The organism is Mesorhizobium denitrificans (genome assembly GCF_003403035.1).
GTDB lineage: Bacteria > Pseudomonadota > Alphaproteobacteria > Rhizobiales > Rhizobiaceae > Mesorhizobium_G > Mesorhizobium_G denitrificans.
In genome coordinates this window covers 85,268-107,150 of sequence record NZ_QURN01000008.1, presented here as the reverse complement: position 1 = coordinate 107,150, position 21,883 = coordinate 85,268, and the positions used below count along the sequence as shown (strand labels likewise).

The following is a 21,883-nucleotide window of genomic DNA, read 5'->3' as shown; positions in this document are numbered from 1 at the left end:
CTGACATGAAGCGTCATGCAAATTGATTTTTCAGCAATCCCGGCGCTTCGTAGATAGTCGCCCGGAATTATCGCCATATCTGAGGCAAACTTTATGTGTGGAATTGTAGCTATCGTTGGTCAGACGCCGGTCGCACCGCTGATCGTGGATGCGTTGAAGCGGCTGGAATATCGGGGCTATGACTCCGCCGGTGTGGCAACGATTGATGCGGGCGCGCTTGGCCGTCGCCGTGCGGAAGGCAAGCTGGTCAATCTGGAGAAGCGCCTGGGCGCGGAACCGCTGGGCGGCACAATAGGCATTGGTCACACGCGCTGGGCGACGCATGGCATTCCCAATGAGACGAATGCGCATCCGCATTTTTCAAACGGCGTGGCTATCGTCCACAACGGCATTATCGAGAATTTTGCCGAACTGCGCGACGAACTGAAGAAAGACGGCTACGCGTTCACATCGCAGACGGATACGGAAGTCGTGGCGCATCTGGTGAGCCGCGAATTGGCAAAGGGCCTGCCACCGGTTGAAGCGGCGCATAATGCTCTCAAGCGGCTGGAAGGCGCGTTTGCGCTCGCGATTATGTTCCAGAACGACGAGGACCTGATTGTTGGCGCGCGCAACGGGCCCCCGCTCGCGGTTGGGCATGGCGAGGGCGAAATGTTCCTCGGCTCGGATGCCATTGCGCTGGCGCCGTTCACCAATTCGATCACCTATCTTGAAGACGGCGATTGGGCAGTCGTGCGGCGCGATAAGGTCGAGATTTTCGACATGGACGGCAAGCCTGTTCAGCGCCAGCGCCAACGCTCTGTTGGCACGAGCTATATGGTTGACAAGGGCAACCATCGGCATTTCATGGAAAAGGAAATCCACGAGCAGCCGGAAGTGATTTCGCACACGCTGGCACATTATGTGGACTTTACGACCGGGCGCACCAAGCCGCTGGAACTGCCTTTCGATTTCGCAAAGCTGGACCGTATCGCGATTTCCGCCTGCGGCACTGCCTATCTCTCCGGTCTGATCGGCAAATACTGGTTTGAGCGCTATGCGCGGCTGCCGGTCGATATCGATATTGCATCGGAGTTCCGCTATCGCGAAATGCCGCTCTCAAAGAAAAGCGCGGCGCTGTTCATTTCGCAGTCTGGTGAGACGGCGGACACGCTGGCCTCGCTGCGATATTGCAAGGGCGAGGGCGTGCCGATTGGCGCGGTTGTGAATGTGCGCGGCTCGACCATTGCGCGCGAGTCCGATGTTACACTGCCAACGCTCGCAGGGCCGGAAATCGGTGTGGCCTCCACGAAGGCGTTTACCTGCCAGCTTTCAGTGATGGCGGCGCTTGCAATCCACGCGGCTGCGGCGCGCGGAACGGTGACCGAAGAAGAAGAGCGCAAGCTGGTGAAAGATCTGGCCGAGGCGCCGCGCCTTGCAAATCAGGTGCTGCGGCTTGACCGGCAGATCGAAAAGGTGGCGCGCGAACTCGCGCACTACAAGCATGTGCTCTATCTCGGGCGCGACACGAATTATCCGCTGGCGCTGGAAGGCGCGCTAAAGCTCAAGGAAATTTCGTATATCCATGCAGAGGGCTATGCGGCAGGCGAATTGAAGCATGGACCGATTGCGCTGATCGATGAGAACATGCCGGTCATAGTGATTGCGCCGCATGACCGGATTTTCGAAAAGACCGTTTCCAACATGCAGGAAGTGGCTGCGCGTGGCGGCAAGATCATTCTGATCACCGACGAAAAGGGCGCGGAGAAATCGACCATCGACACGATGGATACGATTGTGCTGCCGCAGGTGCCTGAAATTGCCGCGCCAATTCTTTACGCGTTGCCGATCCAGATGCTCGCCTACTATACGGCGGTGTTTATGGGGACGGATGTGGATCAGCCGAGAAACCTCGCAAAGTCTGTGACGGTCGAGTAGCCTGCCGACCGGATAGCAATGGAGGTGCGGCGTGGCGAATGAGCGTGCGGGTAGCTGCTTGTGTGGCAAGGTGAGCTATCAAACGCGCGGGTCCCTGCGCGGCGTGGTGTATTGCCATTGCACGCAATGCAGACGGCAGACCGGACATTATCTCGCAGCGACGGACGTTGACGATAAGGACATCGAGATCGAAGGCAGCGCGCATATCAGTTGGTATGCGGCGAGCGAATTTGCCAAACGCGGCTTCTGTAAAGAGTGCGGATCCTTGCTGTTCTGGAAACGAAACGGGTCGGATCGCGTGTCCGTAACCGCCGGTTCGTTCCATGAGCCGACCGGGCTGGAATCACAGTGCCATATCTTTGTTGCCGATAAGGGCGACTATTACGATCTGGGCGACGCCCTGCCAAAATTCGAAAAATCGACACAAAGCATTCCGACGGCGAGCGAATAGCCGTTTCCAATCCTGTCAGGACCAGCTATCGGCAACCTGAACAGAATCTGCGAGCCGCCTCACAATGGAAAGACTTATCAACGCCTGGTACAATTCGCTGCGCGCCTTCGGTTGGCTGGCGCGAAACGAAAAGGCATTCCAGCAAGAACTGGCGCTGCTTGTAATCGCCCTGCCGGTGGCGTGGTTCATTGCTGAAAGCTGGTCGAGCTATTTTCTGCTCGTGGGATCGGTGCTGGTCCTGATGCTGGTCGAAGTGCTGAATACGGGCATTGAGGCTGCTTGCGATGCAGTAAGCCTTGAGTTTGACCGGCAAATCCAGATCGCGAAGGATTGCGGCTCGCTAGCTGTTTTGATTGCGATCCTGCTGGTTGGTGGCGTCTGGATTTCCGCGCTTCTGGAACGCCTGCTTTAGCTATTCTGGCTCGCGTGGCTCTTTCTTTGCCATGCGATGCGCGATGACGGCGGCAATGATCATGGCAGCGACGCCGATTGCGAGGCCAATCAGCAGGCGATGATGCGTTCGCAGTGTGTCGCCGATTAGCGTTTCGGCGCCAAGGCCGAAGAAATAACCTAACCCGACAAAGACAGTCGACCAGATGACCGACGACAGCGCGTTGAGCACGAAGAAGCGCGCGACGGGAATATTCGCCATGCCGGCCGCCACGCCACCGACAAGCCGCAGGCCATAGATGAAGCGGTTTGTGAGAACGAAAATGTTGGGATGGCGTCGAACCAAACGATAGGCATGGCTGAACCCGCGCTTGTGGCGCAGGCGCATGACGAGGGGGTGGTTCGTGAAATGACGTCCCGCCATGAAAAACATGCTGTCGCCGAGGAACGAGCCAAGGAAGGTTGCGGCAAAAACACCTGCGAGTGGCAGAATTTCCTGATGAACGAAAAAGCCCCCGAGTATGGCGAAGCTTTCTCCTTCAGCCACACAGCCGGTGAAGATTGCGATCAGTCCATACTGCTCGACCAGCGCACGAACTGTCTCCATCAGTTCTTGCCGCCGCGCTTCACGAGTTCGCTCTGGACGAGTTCGGTTAGTTCAGAAATCTGACGGCAGAGCAGCGCTATCTCCTGACTCCGAAGCTCTTCGACCTTGGCATGAAGAGCCATGATCTCAATTTCCGATTTGAGGTTCACTTCATAATCATGTGAGGCGTCGAGGCGGTCGCGCTCGGCCTGCCGGTTTTGCGACATCATGATGATCGGCGCTTGCAGCGCGGCGATCATGGAAAGTACGAGATTCAGGAACACGAACGGGTATGGGTCGAATATATCCTGACCAAGCAGCCAGGCGTTCATGATGGTCCACACAATCAGGAACCCGATGAACGATATGATGAATGTCCATGAACCGCCCACGCGCGCGATGGTGTCGGCTACGCGGTCGCCGGTGGATTGGGTGCCCGCTATGGCTTTGTTTATGTCGGCTGCAATCGGCCGATGCTCAATAGTGCTTTGAAGCACGCGGTTTTCGGCGTCGGTGAGGTTCTCGGGCCTTCGGCGCAGCCATTTGGCGGCGATTTCCGGAACGGATTTGGACATGAGCAAACCTCGGACACTTCTTGGATATGTTTGCTGTAACCAGAAATGCTAGAAAGGGATAGCTACGGCAAGGGCAGGACGATGATCGATTTCAACAAGATTCGCGAGCGCGCCGCAAAGCGCAAAGGCGGCCAAGAGATGCTTGGCAGGCTGCTGGGTGTTGCGCCAGAAAATGGCGCGTTGAAGGACATGCGCGACGATCGCATCCTTTCTGCAATGACACAGCGCGTTTTCAGCGCGGGCTTTGTATGGAGTGTTATCGAGGCCAAATGGCCGGGTTTTGAAGACGCATTTCTAGGCTTCGATGTTTCCCGTCTGCTTTTTGAGCCGGACGACTTTTGGGGAGCGCTGGCCTCCGACACGCGCATTGTGCGCAACGGGCAGAAGATCATGTCGGTCAAAGAGAACGCAGCGTTCATTGCCGACATCGCGAAGGAGCATGGCAGCTTCGGCAAGTTTCTGGCGAACTGGCCGGCCGATGACCAGATTGGGCTGATGGCATATCTCGGCAAGCGTGGCACGCGGCTTGGCGGCGCGACGGGTCAATATTTTCTGCGATGGATCGGCTGGGACGGGTTTATCATTTCACCGGATTTTTCCGCGGCGTTGCGCGATGCCGGGCTGGAAATCGCCGAAGCGCCGACCTCCAAGCGCGACCTCGCACGCATTCAGATGCAGCTCAATGAGTGGCACCAGCAGACAGGCCTGCCGTACCGCCATCTGTCGCGCATTCTTTCCATGTCGATTGGTGAGAATCGCCCGCCGGAGCAGTTGCTCGCCTATATCGGAGAAGATTAGTCGAACCGCTCGTAACCGGCGCGACCCTCGTCAAGAAGTCGGCGGATGATGCCGAGCCCGCGGCTGACTTCCTCGCGGCTTGATGGCTGGGATATGGCGAAGCGCACGCGGTGAAAAACCTTTTCGCTGCGTCCGGCCTTGAACTCGTCCTCATCGTCAAGAATGACGCCGTTTTCGAATGCGGCGTTCTTGAACGTGCCTGAGTTCCAGCTGTCTGGAAGCGATAGCCAGATGAACGGCAGGCTTTCCTGACTGTTGAAGCTGTAGCCTTCAAGTGCCGCGCGGGCCAACGCAATGCGCACCTTGATCTCCGCAACACTGCGCTCTTCTATGCTGCGCGCTTCGCCTGAGAGCACCAGCCGCGCGGCTAAAGCTGAAAGTATGTATGGGTTGCCGCCGCTCAGGAGACGGTGCGCAACGCGGATGCGATGGCGATAGGCAGGCGGGCAGGAGAGCCAACCGCCGCGCACGCCAGCGGCAACGGATTTGGACAGGCCCGATGCGACGATGGTGCGCTCAGGCACAAGCTCGGCGAACAGAGGCGTGGGACGATCACTCAAACGGCCATACAGGTCGTCCTCAATCAGAATGACGTTGTGCTTGCGCGCCAGTTCGGCAATGCGCTCGCGCCGCTCGACAGGCATGCTTGTGCAGGTCGGGTTGTGCGCCGATGGCATGAGAAATGCCATTGTGGGATGCTTTTGCGCGCACACATGATCGAAGTGATCAGGGTCGAGCCCGTATTCGTCGGATTCGACAAGGGCGATGCGACGACCGGCAAGCGCGGTGCTGCGCGCAACCTGCGAATAAGTGACATGCTCGAAACAGACGTAATCCCCGGGGGCCGTGAGCGCGGCAATTGAGGAAACGACGCCTGCATGGGTGCCCTGCGTTGGCACAATCGTGTCGGGTGCGGGACGGAACCCGCCTCGCGAAAGCCAATTGCTCCCCGCCTCAAACCAGCTATCGGGGAAGGTGCGCGTGTAGCTTGCGACCTCCGCGGGCTCCTCCAGCGCTATTGCGCCGAGCATATGCGCGATCGCTGCGCCCTGGCCAACGTCCGGCGCGGCGGTGGTATCAAAGCGCAACTTGCCCGCAGGCGCATCCAGATACCGCGTTCCCTCATGTTTGGCATTGGTCCGCTCATGCACCTTCGCGGTTTCGGCGGCGGCGAGAATATAGGTGCCGCGACCCACTTCACCGCTAACAAGGCCGCGCTCACGCAACAGCGCATAGGCGCGACCAACGGTGCCAACGGTCGTGCCGATATCGAATGCGAGATCGCGCTGAGGGGGTAGCTTGGAGCCGGACGGAAGCGTGCCCGCATCAATGTCCGATTCAATGCTATCCGCAAGCCGCTGATAGAGCGGACCAACGCCGGAGGAAAGGTCTGGGAGCCAATTTGTCATGATGACAATTCTATATATTGTCACATAGAAAGAGTCAATTTATGCAGATTGTACCGATCAATGGAAACGCGCAAGGGCGTGTCATGCAGACAATCGATACAATTCCTTTGCGGAGCCAACGCATTGCGCCGCGGCGCAAAACTGGCGGAATGCTGCATAACGTGGCGAATTGGCTGTTTTGGCGCGTGGAAATTCGGCGCAGCAGAAAGGAACTGTTGCTGCTCAATGATTCACAATTGCGCGACATTGGTGTGACGCGCGAGGAAGCAGGGCTTGAAGGCAGTTTGCCGTGGTGGCGGTGAACGCCGTTACAGGATGTCTTTGTGGAAATGCCCGCGCAGCATACGGTAGAACGGCACATCGCCGCCGGGTTCAAGATTTGGATCGGCGGCAAGCCGATTGCCAAGCTCTTGCAGAATGGTGCGCGTGATGGCTGGAATGTCCGCATCCATAGCGTCGATTAGCGGCAGCCATACTATCTCTTCAAGCTCATCCGTGGGGCCACCTTCCGGCAGCGCAACCGCGACGTCATCGCGCCATGCTGCGAGGAAGCGCGTGTCGTAACGCCGAACGCGTCCGGGCGGGGTGATGGCGCGGGCGATGTACCGCAAAATGTCCAGCGATGGGCACACGCCGTGCTCGGCGAAGCCTTGCCAATCCTTGCGGGTCGTCGAGAAATCACCCTTGCGGCCAAGAAGAAGTCCGGCTTCCTCATAAGTTTCGCGGATTGCTGAAAGCGCGATGGCACGCGCGCGAACGGCACTTGCGCGGTTTCCGCTTCCAATGAGTTTCGCTTCTTCGGCAGGGTGCAGTCCAGCAGCAACGGCTATGCGGCTATCGGCAGGATCCGTGCGTCCGCCGGGAAAAACAAACTTGCCCGGCATGAAGGCGTGGCGCTGGTGCCGGCGACCCATAAGTACGCGCGTCTCACTGCCAACACGATCCAGCAGGATCAAGGTCGCGGCGTCGCGCGGACGCATGGGTTTTCCGCCCAGCGCGAAATCCTTGGTTTCCGCCTTGTCGAGTTGCTTGCGCGTCATTCCTTCCATGAGAGGCTTCTATCAGCGTTTCGGCGGAATGGAATAGGTGCCGGTGGCGTGTGCGACAAGGTGCTGGTCGTCGCCCGCGATCATTTCGATGTCGAATACCATGAGACTGCGCCCAAGTTTCAGAATGCGGCAATGGCCATCGATGGGGCCGGCTTCGGCCTTGCGCATGAAATTTATATTGAGGTTTGTGGTGACGGACAGCGCATCCGGCCCGGCATGGGACAGGACGCAAACATATCCCGCAATATCCGCCAGAGCGAAAAGCGAGGGGCCGGAAACGGTGCCACCGGGGCGCAGGTGATTATCGCCAGCATTCAGGCGAACCGTGCAGCCGCCGGGACGGATGTCGCGAACCTCAAACGCGCGGTCGACATTGAATTGAGGAAAAACTTCATCCAGCATGGCGCTGACCTGCGCCACCGACATAACGGGATTGAGATCGTGTTGGGCTGGCATTCCATATCCCCGGTGATGTAACGTGGTGCAACAACCAACCGGGGATTGCCTGGAAGTCAAGGTTGCGGGCGAGAATCGTCTCAGGCATTCACGTCGCGAAAGCGATCAACGAGGTCACTATGGCAGAAATACTTGCAATGCCGCGCGCGGACCAGCAAGCGCTGTTGCGTGTGGAACAGGCAGATGGCGTGCTGCGCTTGATCCTGAACCGCCCGCCAGCCAATGCGCTGTCGATAGACCTGATCGCGGAATTGCAGGCCGAGCTAGACCGTTCTGCAGCCGATTCGAGCGTGCGCGTGGTGGTTATCGCGGCGCAGGGCAAGGTTTTTTCGGGCGGGCACGATCTTAAGGAGATGACCGCGCATCGCAACGATGCCGACAAGGGTGAGGCGTTTTTCGAGCAAACTTTCGAGGCTTGCGGGAAAATGATGCAGACTATTGTTGCGCATCCGCGCCCGGTCATCGCTGAGGTGAATGGTATTGCGACGGCGGCGGGGTGCCAGCTTGTCGCTACCTGTGATCTGGCGATCGCATCAGACAAAGCGACATTCGGCGTGAATGGCATCGATGTCGGCCTGTTTTGCACCACACCGGGCGTGGCGCTGGCGCGCGGGATGAAGCCGAAGCACGCAATGGAAATGCTGTTCACCGGTGAGATGATCGACGCGGGAACAGCGCGGGAATTCGGGTTGGTCAATCGCGTGGTGCCGGCAGAATATCTGACTCAAGTTGTGAACAAATACGCGCAAGTCATTGTTGCAAAGTCACCTGCGGCAATAGCTATCGGCAAGCGCGCGTTTTATCAGCAGGCCGAACTGGGGCTGGCCGACGCATATGCACATGCGTCGCGCGTGATGGTAGACAATATGCTTGGACGTGACGCTCAAGAGGGAATTGCGGCTTTCATTGAAAAGCGAAAGCCGCAATGGAGCGAGGAGTGATGGAACCGCGCGTTTCGATCATTACGATTGCTGTTGATGATCTCGACCTGATGGCAGGATTTTATCGGTCGATGGGGTTCAAGCGTCATCGAATCGATGACGGCGTTGCATTCTTCCAGATCGGCGGCGTGATATTCGCGCTGTTTCCAAGGCCGAGCGCGGAGGAAGATGCAGGCATGCGCTTCGGTGACGGACCGTCACGGGTCTATCTGGCATACAATACGCGAACCGATTTCGAGGTTGATTCCGTGCTTGAGCTAGCCGAACGGGCGGGCGGAACGATTGTGAAAGCGGCAGGCAAGGCGTTTTGGGGCGGCTGGTACGGCTATTTCTCCGACCCCGAAGGCAATGTCTGGGAAGTGGCGCATAACCCCGACTTCCCAATCGATGCCAACGGAAACATCTCCCTGCCGGCCTGACACGCTATTTAAGCGCGCATAGGCCGGTGCACTCGGCGCTTTTCAGTTGGTTGAGAAACGCGTTCATGTCTTCTTCGACGCCCTTTGGCGCGTACATGAGCGCCTGGGTGGCGGCGTTGGCGATGTTGCCGCGTTCGGCGACCAGAATGATGTCGCTGAAAGCCTGTCCGTTTTCAGCGAGAGCCGCGGCGATCACGGTCTTGTTTGCTTCAGAATATTGCGGGTTTTGAACCAGCGTGACAGCGCTGGAGAAGATTTGGCTGATACCCAGCCGGAATTTCGCCAGTTGCGCTTTTTCCTGTTCCGAGAATTCGGCGGCTGGCTTGCTGTCAGCCTGGGCCGTGAGAGCAAGCGAAAGCGCGCCGCCCGTATCCAGCATGCCTTTGGCAAGTTGGGCTAACTCATCCTGATAAGCCACCTCCGGGCCTTGTTCCGGTGCCTTGCCGTTTGCGTCGCGGTGCTCGATGTAAGCTTTCGAAAGTGCGAAATAGCCAGAAAAGATGGTCAGCAGCGGCTGAATGTCTTTGGGGGTGTAAGGTGCTTCGCCGATGATTTTTTCATGATCGAGCAGGGCGGCGAACAAGGTTTTGATCTTCTCGTCGCTGATGCGCGGCGGCTCGGCCTTGTATTGTGGCTCTTTGAGCAAGGCGACAAATTCTATTGCGGCCTTGTCGAGCGTGGCCACGCCATCTGGTGGAACTTCGGCGCGAGCCAAAGAAGGTTGAAACGCAATTCCGAAAAGGGCAATCAACAGGCGTTGCGCCAGCGCTGCGCGCATGTAGTCTCTCCGCAAATCCAGTCGTGCCCACCGACATGTGACTGGATTTCCGAAGCGAATGCAACCCGGAGAACCCAGGCTTGAATCACGACCGCTACGACAACGCGTATATCGCGGAAATTCTGAACTCAGTGAAAACGATCGCGATTGTCGGCGCATCCGCCAACGATGTGCGCCCGAGCTACTTTGTTGCGAAGTATTTGCTGGCCAAGGGCTTCCAGGTTTTTCCGGTCAATCCCGGTCAGGCAGGCAAGGAGATTCTCGGCCAGCTTGTTTACGCTAAACTCGCTGAGATTCCGGTTCAGATCGACATGGTGGACATATTTCGAGCTTCGGACGCAGTCCCTGGAATTGTGGATGAAGTTCTCGCGCTGGAGCATTTGCCAAAAGTGCTGTGGATGCAGCTTGGCGTTCGCAATGATGAGGCGGCGGAACGCGCTGAGGCGGCGGGTATGAAGGTGGTTATGAATCGCTGCCCGAAAATCGAATATGGCCGTCTTTCTGGTGAGATTGGATGGACTGGCGTGAACTCCGGCGTGCTGTCTTCACGCAGACCGCTGATGCGCGGCGGCGTTCAGAGCTTCGGGGTGCGGCAGAAATAGACGATCATTTCTAGAAATGCGCACGCCGCGCAAATAGTGGAGCCGAAATAACCGGATTTAAGAAAATCCATCGTTGCAAGCAGGCGGCTTCCTGCGCAAAGTCGCGGTCAGATTTTCAAGCAGAAAAGTTGAGGAGAGGACTATGTCACCACGCACGCCCGGATTTTCCACCCTAGCCGTTCACGCCGGGGCGAAACCCGACCCCGCAACGGGCGCGCGCACGACGCCTATATATCAAACAAGCGCGTATGTTTTCGAGGATGCAGACCATGCTGCCTCGCTGTTTGGCCTGAAGGCGTTCGGCAACATCTACACACGCATAATGAACCCGACGCAGGCCGTACTGGAAGAGCGCGTAGCAGCGCTGGAAGGCGGCACGGCAGCTTTGGCGGTGGCTTCGGGCCACGCCGCGCAAATGCTGGTATTCCATACGATTATGGCACCGGGCGAGAATTTCGTAGCAGCCAGAAAGCTTTATGGCGGCTCGATCAATCAGTTCGGAAACGCATTCAAAAGCTTTGGCTGGGAAGTTCGCTGGGCCGAGCCGGAAGATCCGGCCAGCTTCGAAAAGCAGATCGACGACAAGACCAAGGCGATTTTCGTTGAAAGCCTTGCCAATCCGGGTGGCACTTTTGTGGACATCGAGGCGATTGGCAAGATTGCGCGAAAGCACGGAATTCCGCTGATCGTGGACAATACACTGGCTTCGCCATACCTGATCCGGCCAATCGAGCACGGTGCGGATATTGTGGTGCATTCGCTAACCAAGTTCATTGGCGGGCACGGCAACTCCATCGGCGGCGTTATCGTGGATGGCGGCACGTTCGACTGGTCGAAGTCCGGCAAGTACCCGATGCTTTCGCAGCCACGCTCGGAATATGGCGGTGTGGTGCTACACGAAACGTTCGGCAATTTCGCATTCGCGATTGCGGCGCGCGTGCTTGGCCTGCGCGATTTTGGACCCGCGATTTCGCCGTTCAACGCCTTCATGATCCTGACCGGTCTAGAAACGCTGCCGCTGCGTATGCAGAAGCACTGCGATAACTCGTTGACGGTGGCGGCGTGGCTGTCCGACCACCCGAAAGTGGCGTGGGTGTCTTATCCCGGCTTGAAAGGCGACAAGAATCACGCGTTGCAAAAGCGCTATTCGCCGAACGGTGGGGGCGCTGTTTTCACCTTCGGCCTCAAGGGCGGTTATGACGCGGGCGTCAAGTTTGTGGAAGGGCTGGAATTGTTCTCGCACCTTGCAAATGTCGGTGACACGCGCTCGCTGGTTATCCACCCGGCATCAACGACGCACCGCCAGCTTACCGACGAGCAGAAGATCGCTGCGGGCGCGGGGCCGGACACAGTGCGCCTTTCAATCGGCATTGAAGATGTGAACGACATCATTGCCGACCTCGAACAGTCGCTGGCGAAGGTCTAGGCATGGCGCTGTATGTAGCGGTGAACACTGCCGGAGAGGCCGAAGAAGGCACTCCGGCGGAAGGCCGGACGATCTCAGGAAAGCCGCAGTTTCGGACGTGGAATGTGGAGGAGGCCGATGGCGGCCTCTATGCGGGAATATGGGAAGCGACGCCCGGCAAATGGCACATCGAATATGATGAGTGGGAATTCTGCCATATTCTAGCAGGCACCTCGATCATTACCGAGGATGGCGGCGAAGCCCGGAAGGTGACGGCGGGCGACAGCTTCATTCTCCGCCCCGGCTTCAAAGGAAGCTGGGAAGTGCTCGAAACGACGCGCAAGGAATATGTGATCCGGCTCTAGTTGCGCGTTACGATGAGCCGTTGCAGCCCGTGAAAATGGTAAGTGTCGCCGTATTGCGGCGGCTCTGCCAGCTTCAGCTTTGGCAGGCGCGTCAACAGCGCGCTGAGTGAAGCCTGCAACTCGACACGCGCAAGCGGCGCGCCGATGCAGAAATGGATGCCCGCACCGAAGCTTACATTCTTCTGATCCGCGCGGCCTGACACGAATTGGTCCTGTCGATCAAAGGCGCGAGGATCGTGGTTCGCCATGCCGAGCAGCAAGGCAATCTGCTCGCCTGCCTTGACGGCGACGCCGTCGCCAAAATCTGTATCCTGATAGGCGTAGCGCGTGAACATGTGGAGCGGCGCGTTGATGCGAAGGCACTCTTCAACAGCAGCGGCTGTGGCTTCCGGCGAAGAGAATAGCGAAGGAAGATCGACGCGGCCCGTATCACGCTCCGCAAGCAGAACGGAAACGGCGTTGCCGGTCTGATGAACGGTCGCTTCATGCCCGGCATTGAGCAGCAGGACAACCGATGAAACCAGCTCATCCTCGTTCAGTCGCTCGCCGTCTTCCTGCGCGGACAGAAGAAGTGAGAGCAAATCGTCGCCCGGTGCGCGGCGGCGCTCAGCAGCGTAGCTGCGCAGAAAATCGGAAAATTCGAGCGCGGCGCGGTTGGCAGCATCTTCGGTTTCACGGGTGCGGCCATGCATATACATGGCGACGTGCTTGTGGGACCAATCCAGCAACTGCGGCCCCATCTCGAGCGGAACGCCGAGCATTTCCGCGATGATGGTGATGGGCAACGGCGCAGCGAAAGCCGGAAGCAGATCGAACGACCCGTTCGGGAAACGGTCGATCAACTCATTTGCGAGCGCTTCAGCGCGCGGGCGCAAACGCTCGACTTGACGCGAGACGAAGGCGCGATTGACCAGCGTGCGCAGACGCGTGTGGACCGGCGGCTCAAGCTCCAGCATCGAATGCGCTTCTATGGCGTCGAAATGCTGGAGATGTTCGCGACCAGCCGAGACAGCAGGGCTGCCGGGAACACCGAGCGGGTTTTGCCGGCCAAGAGTGCGATCACGCAGCAGGCGGTTGACCTGGTCATATCCGCCGAAGCACCACATGCCGAACTCTTCCCAATAGAAGGTTGGCGCTCTTGCGTGCAACCACGCGTATGCCTCGTACGGATTCTGCACGAAGCGCGGTTCGTGCGGGTCCAGCTTAAGGTGCTTCGAACGCAAATCGAATTGGAAATAAGGTAGTTCGTCTTGCATCCGCCCATGCCGCCGTGCTTGCGTGTTCCATAACAGGCTCTACGCGCAGCCGCGCCAATTGTCAGCATACGGGCATTGAACCATGAACATTATTGTCGTTGGAGCAGGCATTGCCGGGCTCTCCACAGCGTGGTCGCTAACGAAGGCGGGGCACAGTGTCTCGCTGGTGGAGCAGGGGCCGATTCCCAACCCGCTGGCAGCATCTGGCGACCACCATCGCATAATTCGCCGCGCCTATGGCAAGGCCGCGGGCTACGGGCGTCTGATTTCCGAAGCATACGAAGCATGGGACGAATTATGGGCAGATCTTGGCGAAAGCCACCTCGATCCGCGCGGCTTCATGTGCGTTTCGCGCGAACCGGGCGACGAGGCAGATGAGTATCGCGAGGGCCTTGTGGATGGCGGCTTTCCTTTGGAATTGCTGACGCCCGACGAAGCTGTAGCGCGCTGGCCATTTCTGGAGGCCGGAACGTTCCGCTATGCGTTTTTCTCGCCGGAAGGTGGCGCGCTGCATTGCCGCCGGATCGCGACCGGTATTGCCGACTGGCTGCGCAAGCAAGGCGCGAATGTCTACGAGAACGCCAAAGTTGTCAGCGTTGATACCGATGCGGGGCGCATAGAGCTGGAATCCGGCGAGAGGATGCAAGCCGATCATGTCGTGGTCACGGCTGGCGCCTGGGTGCTCAAGCTTTTCCCGGACCTGGGTTCGACACTCACGACCTATCGAACCGCGCTGGCCTATGTCGAGCCACCAGCCGATCTGAAGGCCGCGTGGGAAGCCGCGCCGGTGGTTCTGGACGTGGGCGGCAATACGGATGGCTATATGATTCCGCCGAGCGGCGGCGCAGGCATGAAGTTTGGCACCGGCCTGCACAAGGTTGAAACAAGCGATGCGGATTGGAACCGCGAGCCAGTGCCAGGCGAGGGGGAGGCGATACGCGATATTTTCCAGCCGCCCATCGCGCGGGTGAGGGAATATCGGATTACCGACGTGGTGACCTGCGCCTATACTTTCACCAAAGATGAGCGCTTTTTCGCGGATGAGCGCGGCAAATGCCTGATCGTCTCGGCTTGTTCAGGCCACGGCTACAAGTTTGGAGCGGCCGTTGGCCGGCGGACAGCACGCGCGATCGATGACGGTGACATCGAGGGCTTCAAGCAGTGGCTAAAGGCCGAACAGGCTTAGGACTTGCATCGGTTTGGCAACGCTACGCGCTGATAAGCATCCTCGCCGGGCCGCACGAGCACTTTACGCGTAATCGTTCGATAGGCGGGACCGATGGGTATTTCCTGCACGATCTTCGGACGCAGCACCACTTGCTCGGTTTCCGATGCGTAGCGCGCAGGAATGACATAACGCTCACGGCGCTCCGGCGTGATTTCTATGACCTTCTCGCGATAACCATAGGTGGCCGCGACCTTCTGGCGGACGACGCGATCCGGGCCTACGGGCACGCGCTCAACCACGGTTCGATAGCGGGCTGGAAGCTTGATCTTGCAAAGCACCTTGCGCCCGTTAATCACGCGCCATTCCCATTTATATCCACCGGGCACGAGTTCCTTGCGGTAACGCGCCTCGGTCCGCGGCGGCAGGCGGCGCTGCACGACTTTTGCCGGTTCGAGCACGTAACGCTCCCTGATCGTGCGATATTGCGCGGGAACGACCCGCACGCCGACAGTTTCGGGGCTTAGCCGCGTGACGCGCTCGCGCGTTCCGATGATCGGCGCGGAAATCCGCACATCGGTGGTGGCGGGATAAAGCTCAACCCGCTCGGTGACTGTACCGTAAACCGGCGCGCGCTGAATGTGCTCATAGCATTCAACAGGATAACCACCGGCAATCGCGGATGGGGCAGCGATATTCGCAGCAAGAGTTATCACGGCAAAACGGCCAATTACAGCTTTCATCGGGCAACCTCCGCACGACGGTTTCGGCGCGACTTTACGCGCGGAGAGCGATGTGAAAAGCAGATTCACCGGATGCGGTTAAAGAGAAAGGTTAAGAAAATTCCCAATTTCCATGCACTTGCACTAGGGGGAGTGGGCGTCCTATCTACAGGCAGAAATTCCGATTCCGATTCTGCGGCCATGCAGACCGTTGCGAAGGTAGTTCCATGAGAGACCCGATCGAAACCTATATGAACCTTGTGCCGATGGTGGTCGAGCAGACCAATCGCGGCGAGCGGGCCTACGACATTTTCTCGCGCCTGCTGAAGGAGCGCATCATTTTCGTGACCGGTCCGGTTGAAGACGGGATGGCGACTCTGGTCTGCGCTCAGTTGCTGTTCCTCGAGGCCGAAAACCCCAAGAAGGAAATCAGCCTCTACATCAATTCGCCCGGTGGCGTGGTCACGTCCGGCATGGCGATTTACGACACGATGCAGTTCATCAAGCCTGCTGTTTCCACGCTGTGCATTGGGCAGGCGGCATCCATGGGTTCGCTGCTGCTTTGCGCAGGCGAGAAGGGCATGCGGTTTGCAACGCCGAATGCGCGCATCATGGTTCACCAGCCATCCGGCGGCTTCCAGGGGCAGGCATCTGATATCGAACGTCACGCGCAGGATATCATCAAGCTCAAGCGCCGCCTCAATGAGGTGTACGTCAAGCACACCGGCAAAGACTACGACACCATTGAGCGGACGCTGGATCGCGACCACTTCATGACCTCCGACGAGGCGCTCGCATTTGGTTTGATCGACAAGGTGATTACCACGCGCGAAGCAGTGGAAAATCCGGCAAGCTGATCGGGTAAAGCCCCGATCTCCGGCCAAACGACTTAACCGAGACAACAAAAGTTGATATCGCAGTTGGGCTTCTGGGTGACTATATCGTCACATGGATGCCCCTGCGATGGCCAAATCCATCCTGTATGTTTGAACTGGCCCCTTGACGTCCTACGTTAAGCTTCTGTTGATTTACGGATGGGTAGCCTCAAATAGGGCAACTGCGAATCATTGCCACGCCAATCGAATTGTGTTTCGTACGATTGGCATAGCAGGGTAGCCGGCTTTCCGACGGAACGCACCGAAAAGGTTGGGTTCTCAGGAAGGCTGAAACGGCACTGAAAGGACGTTAGAAAATGAGCAAGGTAGGCAACAGCGGCGATTCAAAGAATACGCTCTATTGCTCATTCTGCGGCAAGAGCCAGCACGAAGTGCGCAAGCTCATTGCAGGACCAACCGTGTTCATCTGCGATGAATGCGTCGAACTCTGCATGGACATTATCCGCGAGGAAAACAAAACCTCGATGGTGAAATCCCGCGAGGGTGTTCCAACTCCGCAGGAAATTCTGAAGGTATTGGACGATTATGTAATCGGGCAAAGCTACGCCAAGCGCGTACTTTCAGTCGCTGTACATAACCACTACAAGCGCCTCGCGCATGCGGGCAAAAACAACGATGTGGAATTGGCGAAGTCCAATATTCTGCTCATCGGCCCAACCGGCTGTGGCAAGACGCTGCTCGCGCAGACACTGGCTCGCATCATCGACGTGCCGTTCACTATGGCGGACGCGACGACGCTGACCGAAGCCGGCTATGTCGGCGAGGATGTTGAAAACATCATCCTGAAACTGCTGCAAGCCGCCGATTATAATGTCGAGCGCGCGCAGCGCGGCATTGTCTATATCGATGAAATCGACAAGATTTCGCGCAAGTCTGACAATCCTTCGATCACGCGCGACGTTTCAGGCGAAGGCGTGCAGCAGGCGCTGCTCAAGATCATGGAAGGCACGGTTGCTTCGGTTCCGCCGCAGGGTGGCCGCAAGCATCCGCAGCAGGAATTCCTGCAGGTCGATACTGCGAACATTCTGTTCATCTGCGGTGGCGCGTTCGCCGGGCTGGATCGTATTATCTCGGATCGTGGTCGCAAGACCTCGATCGGCTTCGGTGCTCGCGTCGCATCGCCCGAAGATCGTCGCTCAGGCGACCTTTTCCGTCTGGTGGAGCCGGAAGATCTGCTGAAATTCGGTCTGATCCCGGAATTCGTCGGTCGTTTGCCGGTACTGGCGACGCTGGAGGACCTCGATGAGCCTGCGCTGATCCAGATCCTGACCGAGCCGAAGAACGCGCTGGTCAAGCAGTATCAGCGGCTTTTCGAGATGGAAAACGTCGAACTGACGTTCCACGAGAACGCACTTTCCGCAATCGCCAAACGCGCAATCGAGCGCAAGACCGGCGCGCGCGGTCTGCGTTCCATCATGGAAGCGATCTTGCTGGACACGATGTTCGAGCTTCCGGCGCTGGAAGGCGTGCAGGAGGTTGTGATTTCGGAAGAGGTCGTGTCGGGCAATGCGCGACCGCTCTATATCTACTCCGAACAGGGTGAGAAGAAGAGCAGCGCGAGCGCTTAAGCTCGAAATTTCGACCGGATTTTCGCACGGGGTGGCGCAATATGTGCCGCCCCGTGTTGCTTTCAGCACAATATCAATCGGCTTTTGCTTATAGACCTTGATCTTTGCCGTGCAGGTCTCCAATTAAGCTGCAGGGCAATGGGCTGCCTCCGCGCTTTTTTCAGCATTCAATCAATGGATGATAGGCGGATCGACCCTATGCCGCTATGATTGAGAATCGCGGCTGGCCTAGTGCGGCCGCATGAAAGGTTCAAAATGAGCAAGACAACAAAGCCTTCAGGTTCCGGTGTGTTCGCGGTTTTGCCTTTGCGAGACATCGTAGTTTTCCCGCACATGATAGTGCCGCTATTCGTTGGCCGGGAAAAATCGATCAAGGCGCTTGAGGAGGCTATGGGCGCTGAGCGCCAGATACTTCTCGCAACCCAGAAAAACGCAGCCGACGATGATCCGGAGCCGGATGCGATTTTCGACGTCGGCACGCTGGCTAACGTGCTTCAGCTTTTGAAGCTGCCCGATGGAACTGTGAAGGTTCTCGTCGAAGGTGTCGCGCGCGCGCAGATCAAGAATTTCGTCGAGCGTTCCGAATTCCACGAGGCTGAGGCCGAAGTTCTGGCCGAGCCTAAAGAGGAAGAGGTCGAGGTCGAAGCCCTTGCCCGCTCCGTGGTTTCCGACTTCGAGAACTATGTGAAGCTGAACAAGAAGATTTCGCCAGAGGCCGTTGGCGCTGCTGGGCAGATCGAGGATTATTCCAAGCTGGCCGATACGGTCGCTTCGCATTTGGCTGTGAAGATCGCGGAAAAGCAGGAATTGCTTTCGACGCTTTCGGTGAAGGAGCGGCTTGAAAAGGCGATGGGCTACATGGAGGCCGAGATTTCGGTTCTCCAAGTGGAGAAGCGTATCCGCTCGCGCGTGAAGCGCCAAATGGAGAAGACCCAGCGCGAATACTACCTTAACGAGCAGATGAAGGCGATCCAGAAGGAGCTTGGCGAGGGCGAGGACGGCCGCGATGAAGCGGCGGAAATCGAAGCCCGCATCAAGAAGACCAAGCTAAGCAAGGAAGCGCGCGAAAAGGCTGAAGCGGAGCTGAAAAAGCTTCGCACCATGTCGCCGATGTCTGCCGAAGCGACGGTGGTTCGTAACTATCTCGACTGGCTGCTGTCTATCCCGTGGAACAAGAATTCCAAGGTCAAGCACGACCTCACCTTCGCTGAGGAAGTGCTGGACGAGGATCATTACGGTCTGGACAAGGTCAAGGAGCGTATCGTCGAGTATCTTGCGGTGCAGAGCCGTCAGCGCAAGCTGAAGGGTCCGATATTGTGCCTCGTTGGTCCTCCCGGCGTGGGTAAGACCTCGCTCGGCAAGTCGATCGCCAAGGCGACCGGACGTGAGTTCGTGCGTATGGCGCTGGGCGGTGTGCGTGACGAAGCTGAAATCCGTGGCCATCGCCGCACCTATATCGGGTCCATGCCCGGCAAGGTCGTGCAGTCGATGAAGAAGGCCAAGAAATCCAATCCGCTGTTCTTGCTCGATGAAATCGACAAGATGGGTCAGGATTTCCGTGGCGATCCGTCATCCGCGCTGCTTGAGGTGCTGGATCCGGAACAGAACTCCTCGTTCATGGACCACTATCTGGAGGTCGAATATGACCTTTCGAGCGTGATGTTCGTGACGACCGCGAATACGCTGAATATCCCAGCGCCATTGATGGACCGCATGGAGATCATTCGTATTGCCGGTTACACCGAGGACGAAAAGGTTGAAATCGCCAAGCGCCACCTTCTGCCGAAGGTGATCCGCGACCACGCCTTGCAGCCGAAGGAGTTCAGCATTTCGGAAGATGCGATCCGCATCGTGATCCAGACCTACACCCGCGAAGCAGGTGTGCGTTCGCTTGAGCGCGAGCTGATGAAGCTCGGGCGCAAGGCGGTCACCGAAATTCTGAAGACCAAGAAGAAGTCGGTGAAGATTACGCCGGAGAACGTCCACGACTATCTCGGCGTGCCTCGCTACCGGCATGGCATGGTGGAAGGCGAAGATCAGGTCGGTGTCGTTACTGGTCTGGCCTGGACCGAGGTTGGCGGTGAACTGCTCACTGTCGAAGGTGTGATGATGCCGGGCAAGGGCCGCATGACTGTGACCGGTAATCTGCGCGACGTGATGAAGGAGTCGATCTCCGCTGCGGCATCTTATGTACGCAGCAGGGCGCTTGATTTCGGCATCGAGCCGCCTCTGTTCGACAAGCGGGACATTCACGTCCACGTGCCGGAAGGCGCTACGCCGAAGGACGGACCGTCTGCCGGCACCGCGATGGCAACTGCCATCGTGTCGGTGCTGACCGGCATTCCGGTTCACAAGGACGTGGCGATGACCGGCGAGATTACGCTGCGGGGCAGGGTGCTGCCTATCGGCGGCCTTAAGGAAAAGCTCCTTGCGGCGCTACGTGGCGGCATCAAGAAGGTGCTGATCCCGGAAGAAAACGCGAAGGATCTTGCGGATATTCCGGACAATGTGAAGAGCGGGATGGAGATCATTCCCGTGACGCGCGTTGGCGAGGTTCTGAAGCACGCGCTGGTGCGTATGCCTGAACCGATCGAGTGGACTGAGCCGGCGAATGCGCCTGCCCCCGCTGACAATGCCGAAGATGGTGGCAAGTTCATCGCTCACTAGGCTTGAACGCCAATTCACGAAACTGATGACGGCCGGGCCAAAAACCCGGCCGTTTTGCTGTTGAAAGCCGTAGAAAACATCGGTTTTTCCTTGTTTTGCATGGGTTTCCGCTTGGTTGGCTTGCCAACAATCTCTAGTATCGCCTTCTCATTTGCTGAGTCGTTAGATCTCAAATTTTCTCCTAGGAAGGAAACACTTCATGAACAAGAACGAGCTGATTGCCGCGGTTGCAGATGCCGCAAATCTCTCCAAGGCGCACGCGCAGGCAGCCGTCGATGCGGTGTTCTCAGCGATCACCAACGAGTTGAAGAGTGGCGGAGATGTTCGTTTGGTTGGTTTCGGTAATTTCAGTGCAGTGAAGAAGGCTGCATCCACGAGCCGCAACCCGCAGACTGGCGCGGAAGTGAAGGTTCCAGCTCGTGTTCGCCCCAAGTTCTCGGCCGGCAAAGGCCTCAAGGACGCGCTCAACTAAGCGCACCTTGGTATTCATTTTGAAGGAAAGCGGTCGGGCTCAGCCCGGCCGCTTTTGTTTTTGGGTAGGGCAGCTTGTGCTTAATTCGCACGGGTTCCGAAAGCAGGGCGCCCTTGTTGCGGAACAGGGCACCGACGCGGCTTTTGTTATCGGGTGTCGCTCGCCTGTTTTCTATAACCAGCGCGGCGGAAACTGCCGCGAACGGTATCAAAACGCCAAGCGGATAAAATAAGTAGTATTTCAAATAGCCCGTCGGCATCATGAGTAAATAGCGGAAGCCAAAAGAAGTTCTGATGCCAATCAGTCCCAACAACCAAGGCAGCGCGAATGAAGCGAGTTCGATCAAGCCGAGGCCGAGGAAGATGAAGAGTAGGCCCTTCCAGATCCGATACAGGGTCGCAACGCGGCCTGTCATTGGTTGCTTGAAGTCCTGCAAGAGGCACAACGTGACCATAGCAATCACAGCGGCAAACAGCGACGCGGGAAGCTTTATATAGAGGACACCAAGGGCAAAGCCCACAGCCCAGAACGAGCCGAATGTAGTTCCGAAAGAGAGATCGCATAGAACCAGCAATGAAATGCAAAGTCCGATCTTCGGCGAAATTCCGATAGATCCGGCACGCCATAAGGAAAGACGCAGCGTTGAAAGCGCGAACAGGAGATAGATTATCGGCTTCAGAAATATCCCGAGCATCATTGCTAGCGCACCTGCGGCATCTGTATGCCGCGCGCCTGATACATCAACTACCCAATAGACAAAGAATGGGAATGCAAAGGTGATAGCTGCGAGCATGCCAAAACGCATCGCCATACTTGCCGCATAGTGCCCGCCCGAAATTTGCCGTTTCAATGAACGACCTCCTCCCGATCCTTTGCTGTACGCAGATAGGGCGGACCATTTAAGATACGTGACAGATGATAATTAGGATTGCGCGGATGCGGCAATTTGAAGGGGTTATGATTGAACCGCTGCAATCGCGTAACCGGAAAGAGCAG

At 57.6% G+C, this 21,883-nt stretch carries 24 protein-coding genes; 15 read left to right on the top strand and 9 right to left on the bottom strand.

What is annotated here, in order from left to right; genetic code table 11:
• The first annotated feature begins 93 nt into the window (after positions 1-93).
• The 3 genes from glmS (at position 94) to DY251_RS12120 (ending at position 2,780) form a co-directional block, all read left to right on the top strand.
• The gene (gene glmS, locus DY251_RS12130; RefSeq protein ID WP_116624170.1) at positions 94-1,917 is read left to right on the top strand and encodes a glutamine--fructose-6-phosphate transaminase (isomerizing); all 1,824 of its coding nucleotides are present in this window, start codon (positions 94-96) and stop codon (positions 1,915-1,917) included.
• A 31-nt stretch (positions 1,918-1,948) separates the two neighbouring features.
• Complete coding sequence (locus DY251_RS12125; protein WP_116624169.1) at positions 1,949-2,368, top strand: GFA family protein; 420 nt, start codon at positions 1,949-1,951, stop codon at positions 2,366-2,368.
• Between the two features lie 64 nt (positions 2,369-2,432).
• On the top strand, positions 2,433-2,780 hold the full coding sequence (locus tag DY251_RS12120; protein WP_116624168.1) for a diacylglycerol kinase: 348 nt from the start codon (positions 2,433-2,435) through the stop codon (positions 2,778-2,780).
• On the opposite strand, the gene DY251_RS12115 is transcribed toward DY251_RS12120, so the two are convergent.
• A complete protein-coding gene (locus DY251_RS12115) occupies positions 2,781-3,365 on the bottom strand; it encodes a DedA family protein (RefSeq protein WP_116624167.1) in 585 nt (194 codons plus the stop codon).
• The gene (locus DY251_RS12110; RefSeq protein ID WP_116624166.1) at positions 3,365-3,919 is read right to left on the bottom strand and encodes a DUF1003 domain-containing protein; all 555 of its coding nucleotides are present in this window, start codon (positions 3,917-3,919) and stop codon (positions 3,365-3,367) included. The genes DY251_RS12115 and DY251_RS12110 overlap by 1 nt, the downstream gene beginning before the upstream one ends.
• 81 nt (positions 3,920-4,000) lie before the next feature.
• On the opposite strand from DY251_RS12110, the gene DY251_RS12105 reads away from it, so the two are divergent.
• Complete coding sequence (locus DY251_RS12105) at positions 4,001-4,717, top strand: DNA-3-methyladenine glycosylase I (protein ID WP_116624165.1); 717 nt, start codon at positions 4,001-4,003, stop codon at positions 4,715-4,717.
• Here DY251_RS12105 and DY251_RS12100 read toward each other — a convergent pair.
• The gene (locus DY251_RS12100; protein WP_116624164.1) at positions 4,714-6,126 is read right to left on the bottom strand and encodes an aminotransferase-like domain-containing protein; all 1,413 of its coding nucleotides are present in this window, start codon (positions 6,124-6,126) and stop codon (positions 4,714-4,716) included. The two genes, DY251_RS12105 and DY251_RS12100, sit on opposite strands and share 4 nt — an antisense overlap.
• A 41-nt stretch (positions 6,127-6,167) precedes the next feature.
• Here DY251_RS12100 and DY251_RS12095 point away from each other — a divergent pair, with 41 nt between their 5' ends.
• Positions 6,168-6,428 carry a DUF1127 domain-containing protein gene (locus DY251_RS12095; protein WP_245415942.1) on the top strand — a complete coding sequence of 87 codons (261 nt, stop codon included), beginning with the start codon at positions 6,168-6,170 and terminating at the stop codon, positions 6,426-6,428.
• 6 nt (positions 6,429-6,434) lie between these two features.
• On the opposite strand, the gene DY251_RS12090 is transcribed toward DY251_RS12095, so the two are convergent.
• Positions 6,435-7,175: an NUDIX hydrolase gene (locus tag DY251_RS12090; RefSeq protein ID WP_116624163.1), complete on the bottom strand. Its 741-nt coding sequence runs from the start codon at positions 7,173-7,175 to the stop codon at positions 6,435-6,437.
• 12 nt (positions 7,176-7,187) lie between these two features.
• Positions 7,188-7,631: a PaaI family thioesterase gene (locus DY251_RS12085; RefSeq protein ID WP_116624162.1), complete on the bottom strand. Its 444-nt coding sequence runs from the start codon at positions 7,629-7,631 to the stop codon at positions 7,188-7,190.
• A 119-nt stretch (positions 7,632-7,750) separates the two neighbouring features.
• On the opposite strand from DY251_RS12085, the gene DY251_RS12080 reads away from it, so the two are divergent.
• Positions 7,751-8,572, top strand: a complete 822-nt coding sequence (locus tag DY251_RS12080; RefSeq protein ID WP_116624161.1) for an enoyl-CoA hydratase — start codon at positions 7,751-7,753, stop codon at positions 8,570-8,572.
• Positions 8,572-8,991 (top strand): VOC family protein, encoded by a 420-nt coding sequence (locus DY251_RS12075; RefSeq protein WP_116624160.1) that lies wholly within the window; start codon positions 8,572-8,574, stop codon positions 8,989-8,991. Before DY251_RS12080 ends, DY251_RS12075 begins: the two co-directional genes overlap by 1 nt.
• Positions 8,992-8,995: 4 nt before the next feature.
• Here the strand turns inward: DY251_RS12075 and DY251_RS12070 are convergent, their stop codons facing one another.
• Complete coding sequence (locus DY251_RS12070) at positions 8,996-9,676, bottom strand: hypothetical protein (protein ID WP_158553252.1); 681 nt, start codon at positions 9,674-9,676, stop codon at positions 8,996-8,998.
• 173 nt (positions 9,677-9,849) lie between these two features.
• On the opposite strand from DY251_RS12070, the gene DY251_RS12065 reads away from it, so the two are divergent.
• From DY251_RS12065 to DY251_RS12055, 3 genes are all read left to right on the top strand, one after another.
• Positions 9,850-10,371: a CoA-binding protein gene (locus DY251_RS12065; RefSeq protein ID WP_116624158.1), complete on the top strand. Its 522-nt coding sequence runs from the start codon at positions 9,850-9,852 to the stop codon at positions 10,369-10,371.
• A gap of 142 nt (positions 10,372-10,513) precedes the next feature.
• The gene (locus DY251_RS12060; RefSeq protein WP_116624157.1) at positions 10,514-11,797 is read left to right on the top strand and encodes an O-acetylhomoserine aminocarboxypropyltransferase; all 1,284 of its coding nucleotides are present in this window, start codon (positions 10,514-10,516) and stop codon (positions 11,795-11,797) included.
• 2 nt (positions 11,798-11,799) lie between these two features.
• A complete protein-coding gene (locus DY251_RS12055) occupies positions 11,800-12,141 on the top strand; it encodes a cupin domain-containing protein (RefSeq protein WP_116624156.1) in 342 nt (113 codons plus the stop codon).
• Here DY251_RS12055 and DY251_RS12050 read toward each other — a convergent pair.
• On the bottom strand, positions 12,138-13,397 hold the full coding sequence (locus tag DY251_RS12050; RefSeq protein WP_116624155.1) for a cytochrome P450: 1,260 nt from the start codon (positions 13,395-13,397) through the stop codon (positions 12,138-12,140). The genes DY251_RS12055 and DY251_RS12050 overlap by 4 nt on opposite strands.
• An 82-nt stretch (positions 13,398-13,479) precedes the next feature.
• Here DY251_RS12050 and DY251_RS12045 point away from each other — a divergent pair, with 82 nt between their 5' ends.
• Positions 13,480-14,583, top strand: coding sequence for an NAD(P)/FAD-dependent oxidoreductase (locus DY251_RS12045; RefSeq protein WP_116624154.1), 1,104 nt, complete (start codon positions 13,480-13,482; stop codon positions 14,581-14,583).
• On the opposite strand, the gene DY251_RS12040 is transcribed toward DY251_RS12045, so the two are convergent.
• The gene (locus DY251_RS12040) at positions 14,580-15,305 is read right to left on the bottom strand and encodes a hypothetical protein (RefSeq protein WP_137113654.1); all 726 of its coding nucleotides are present in this window, start codon (positions 15,303-15,305) and stop codon (positions 14,580-14,582) included. The two genes, DY251_RS12045 and DY251_RS12040, sit on opposite strands and share 4 nt — an antisense overlap.
• A 206-nt stretch (positions 15,306-15,511) precedes the next feature.
• On the opposite strand from DY251_RS12040, the gene DY251_RS12035 reads away from it, so the two are divergent.
• The 4 genes from DY251_RS12035 to DY251_RS12020 all read left to right on the top strand — a co-directional run bounded on the left by DY251_RS12035 (position 15,512) and on the right by DY251_RS12020 (position 20,887).
• Positions 15,512-16,141, top strand: a complete 630-nt coding sequence (locus DY251_RS12035; RefSeq protein ID WP_116624152.1) for an ATP-dependent Clp protease proteolytic subunit — start codon at positions 15,512-15,514, stop codon at positions 16,139-16,141.
• 335 nt (positions 16,142-16,476) lie between these two features.
• Positions 16,477-17,748 (top strand): ATP-dependent Clp protease ATP-binding subunit ClpX, encoded by a 1,272-nt coding sequence (gene clpX / locus DY251_RS12030; protein ID WP_116624151.1) that lies wholly within the window; start codon positions 16,477-16,479, stop codon positions 17,746-17,748.
• Positions 17,749-18,003: 255 nt separating this feature from the next.
• Positions 18,004-20,415 carry an endopeptidase La gene (gene lon, locus DY251_RS12025; protein WP_116624270.1) on the top strand — a complete coding sequence of 804 codons (2,412 nt, stop codon included), beginning with the start codon at positions 18,004-18,006 and terminating at the stop codon, positions 20,413-20,415.
• A 199-nt stretch (positions 20,416-20,614) separates the two neighbouring features.
• Positions 20,615-20,887, top strand: coding sequence for an HU family DNA-binding protein (locus DY251_RS12020; protein ID WP_116624150.1), 273 nt, complete (start codon positions 20,615-20,617; stop codon positions 20,885-20,887).
• Here DY251_RS12020 and DY251_RS12015 read toward each other — a convergent pair.
• On the bottom strand, positions 20,880-21,737 hold the full coding sequence (locus DY251_RS12015) for a hypothetical protein (protein ID WP_137113653.1): 858 nt from the start codon (positions 21,735-21,737) through the stop codon (positions 20,880-20,882). The two genes, DY251_RS12020 and DY251_RS12015, sit on opposite strands and share 8 nt — an antisense overlap.
• Between the last annotated feature and the right edge of the window lie 146 nt (positions 21,738-21,883).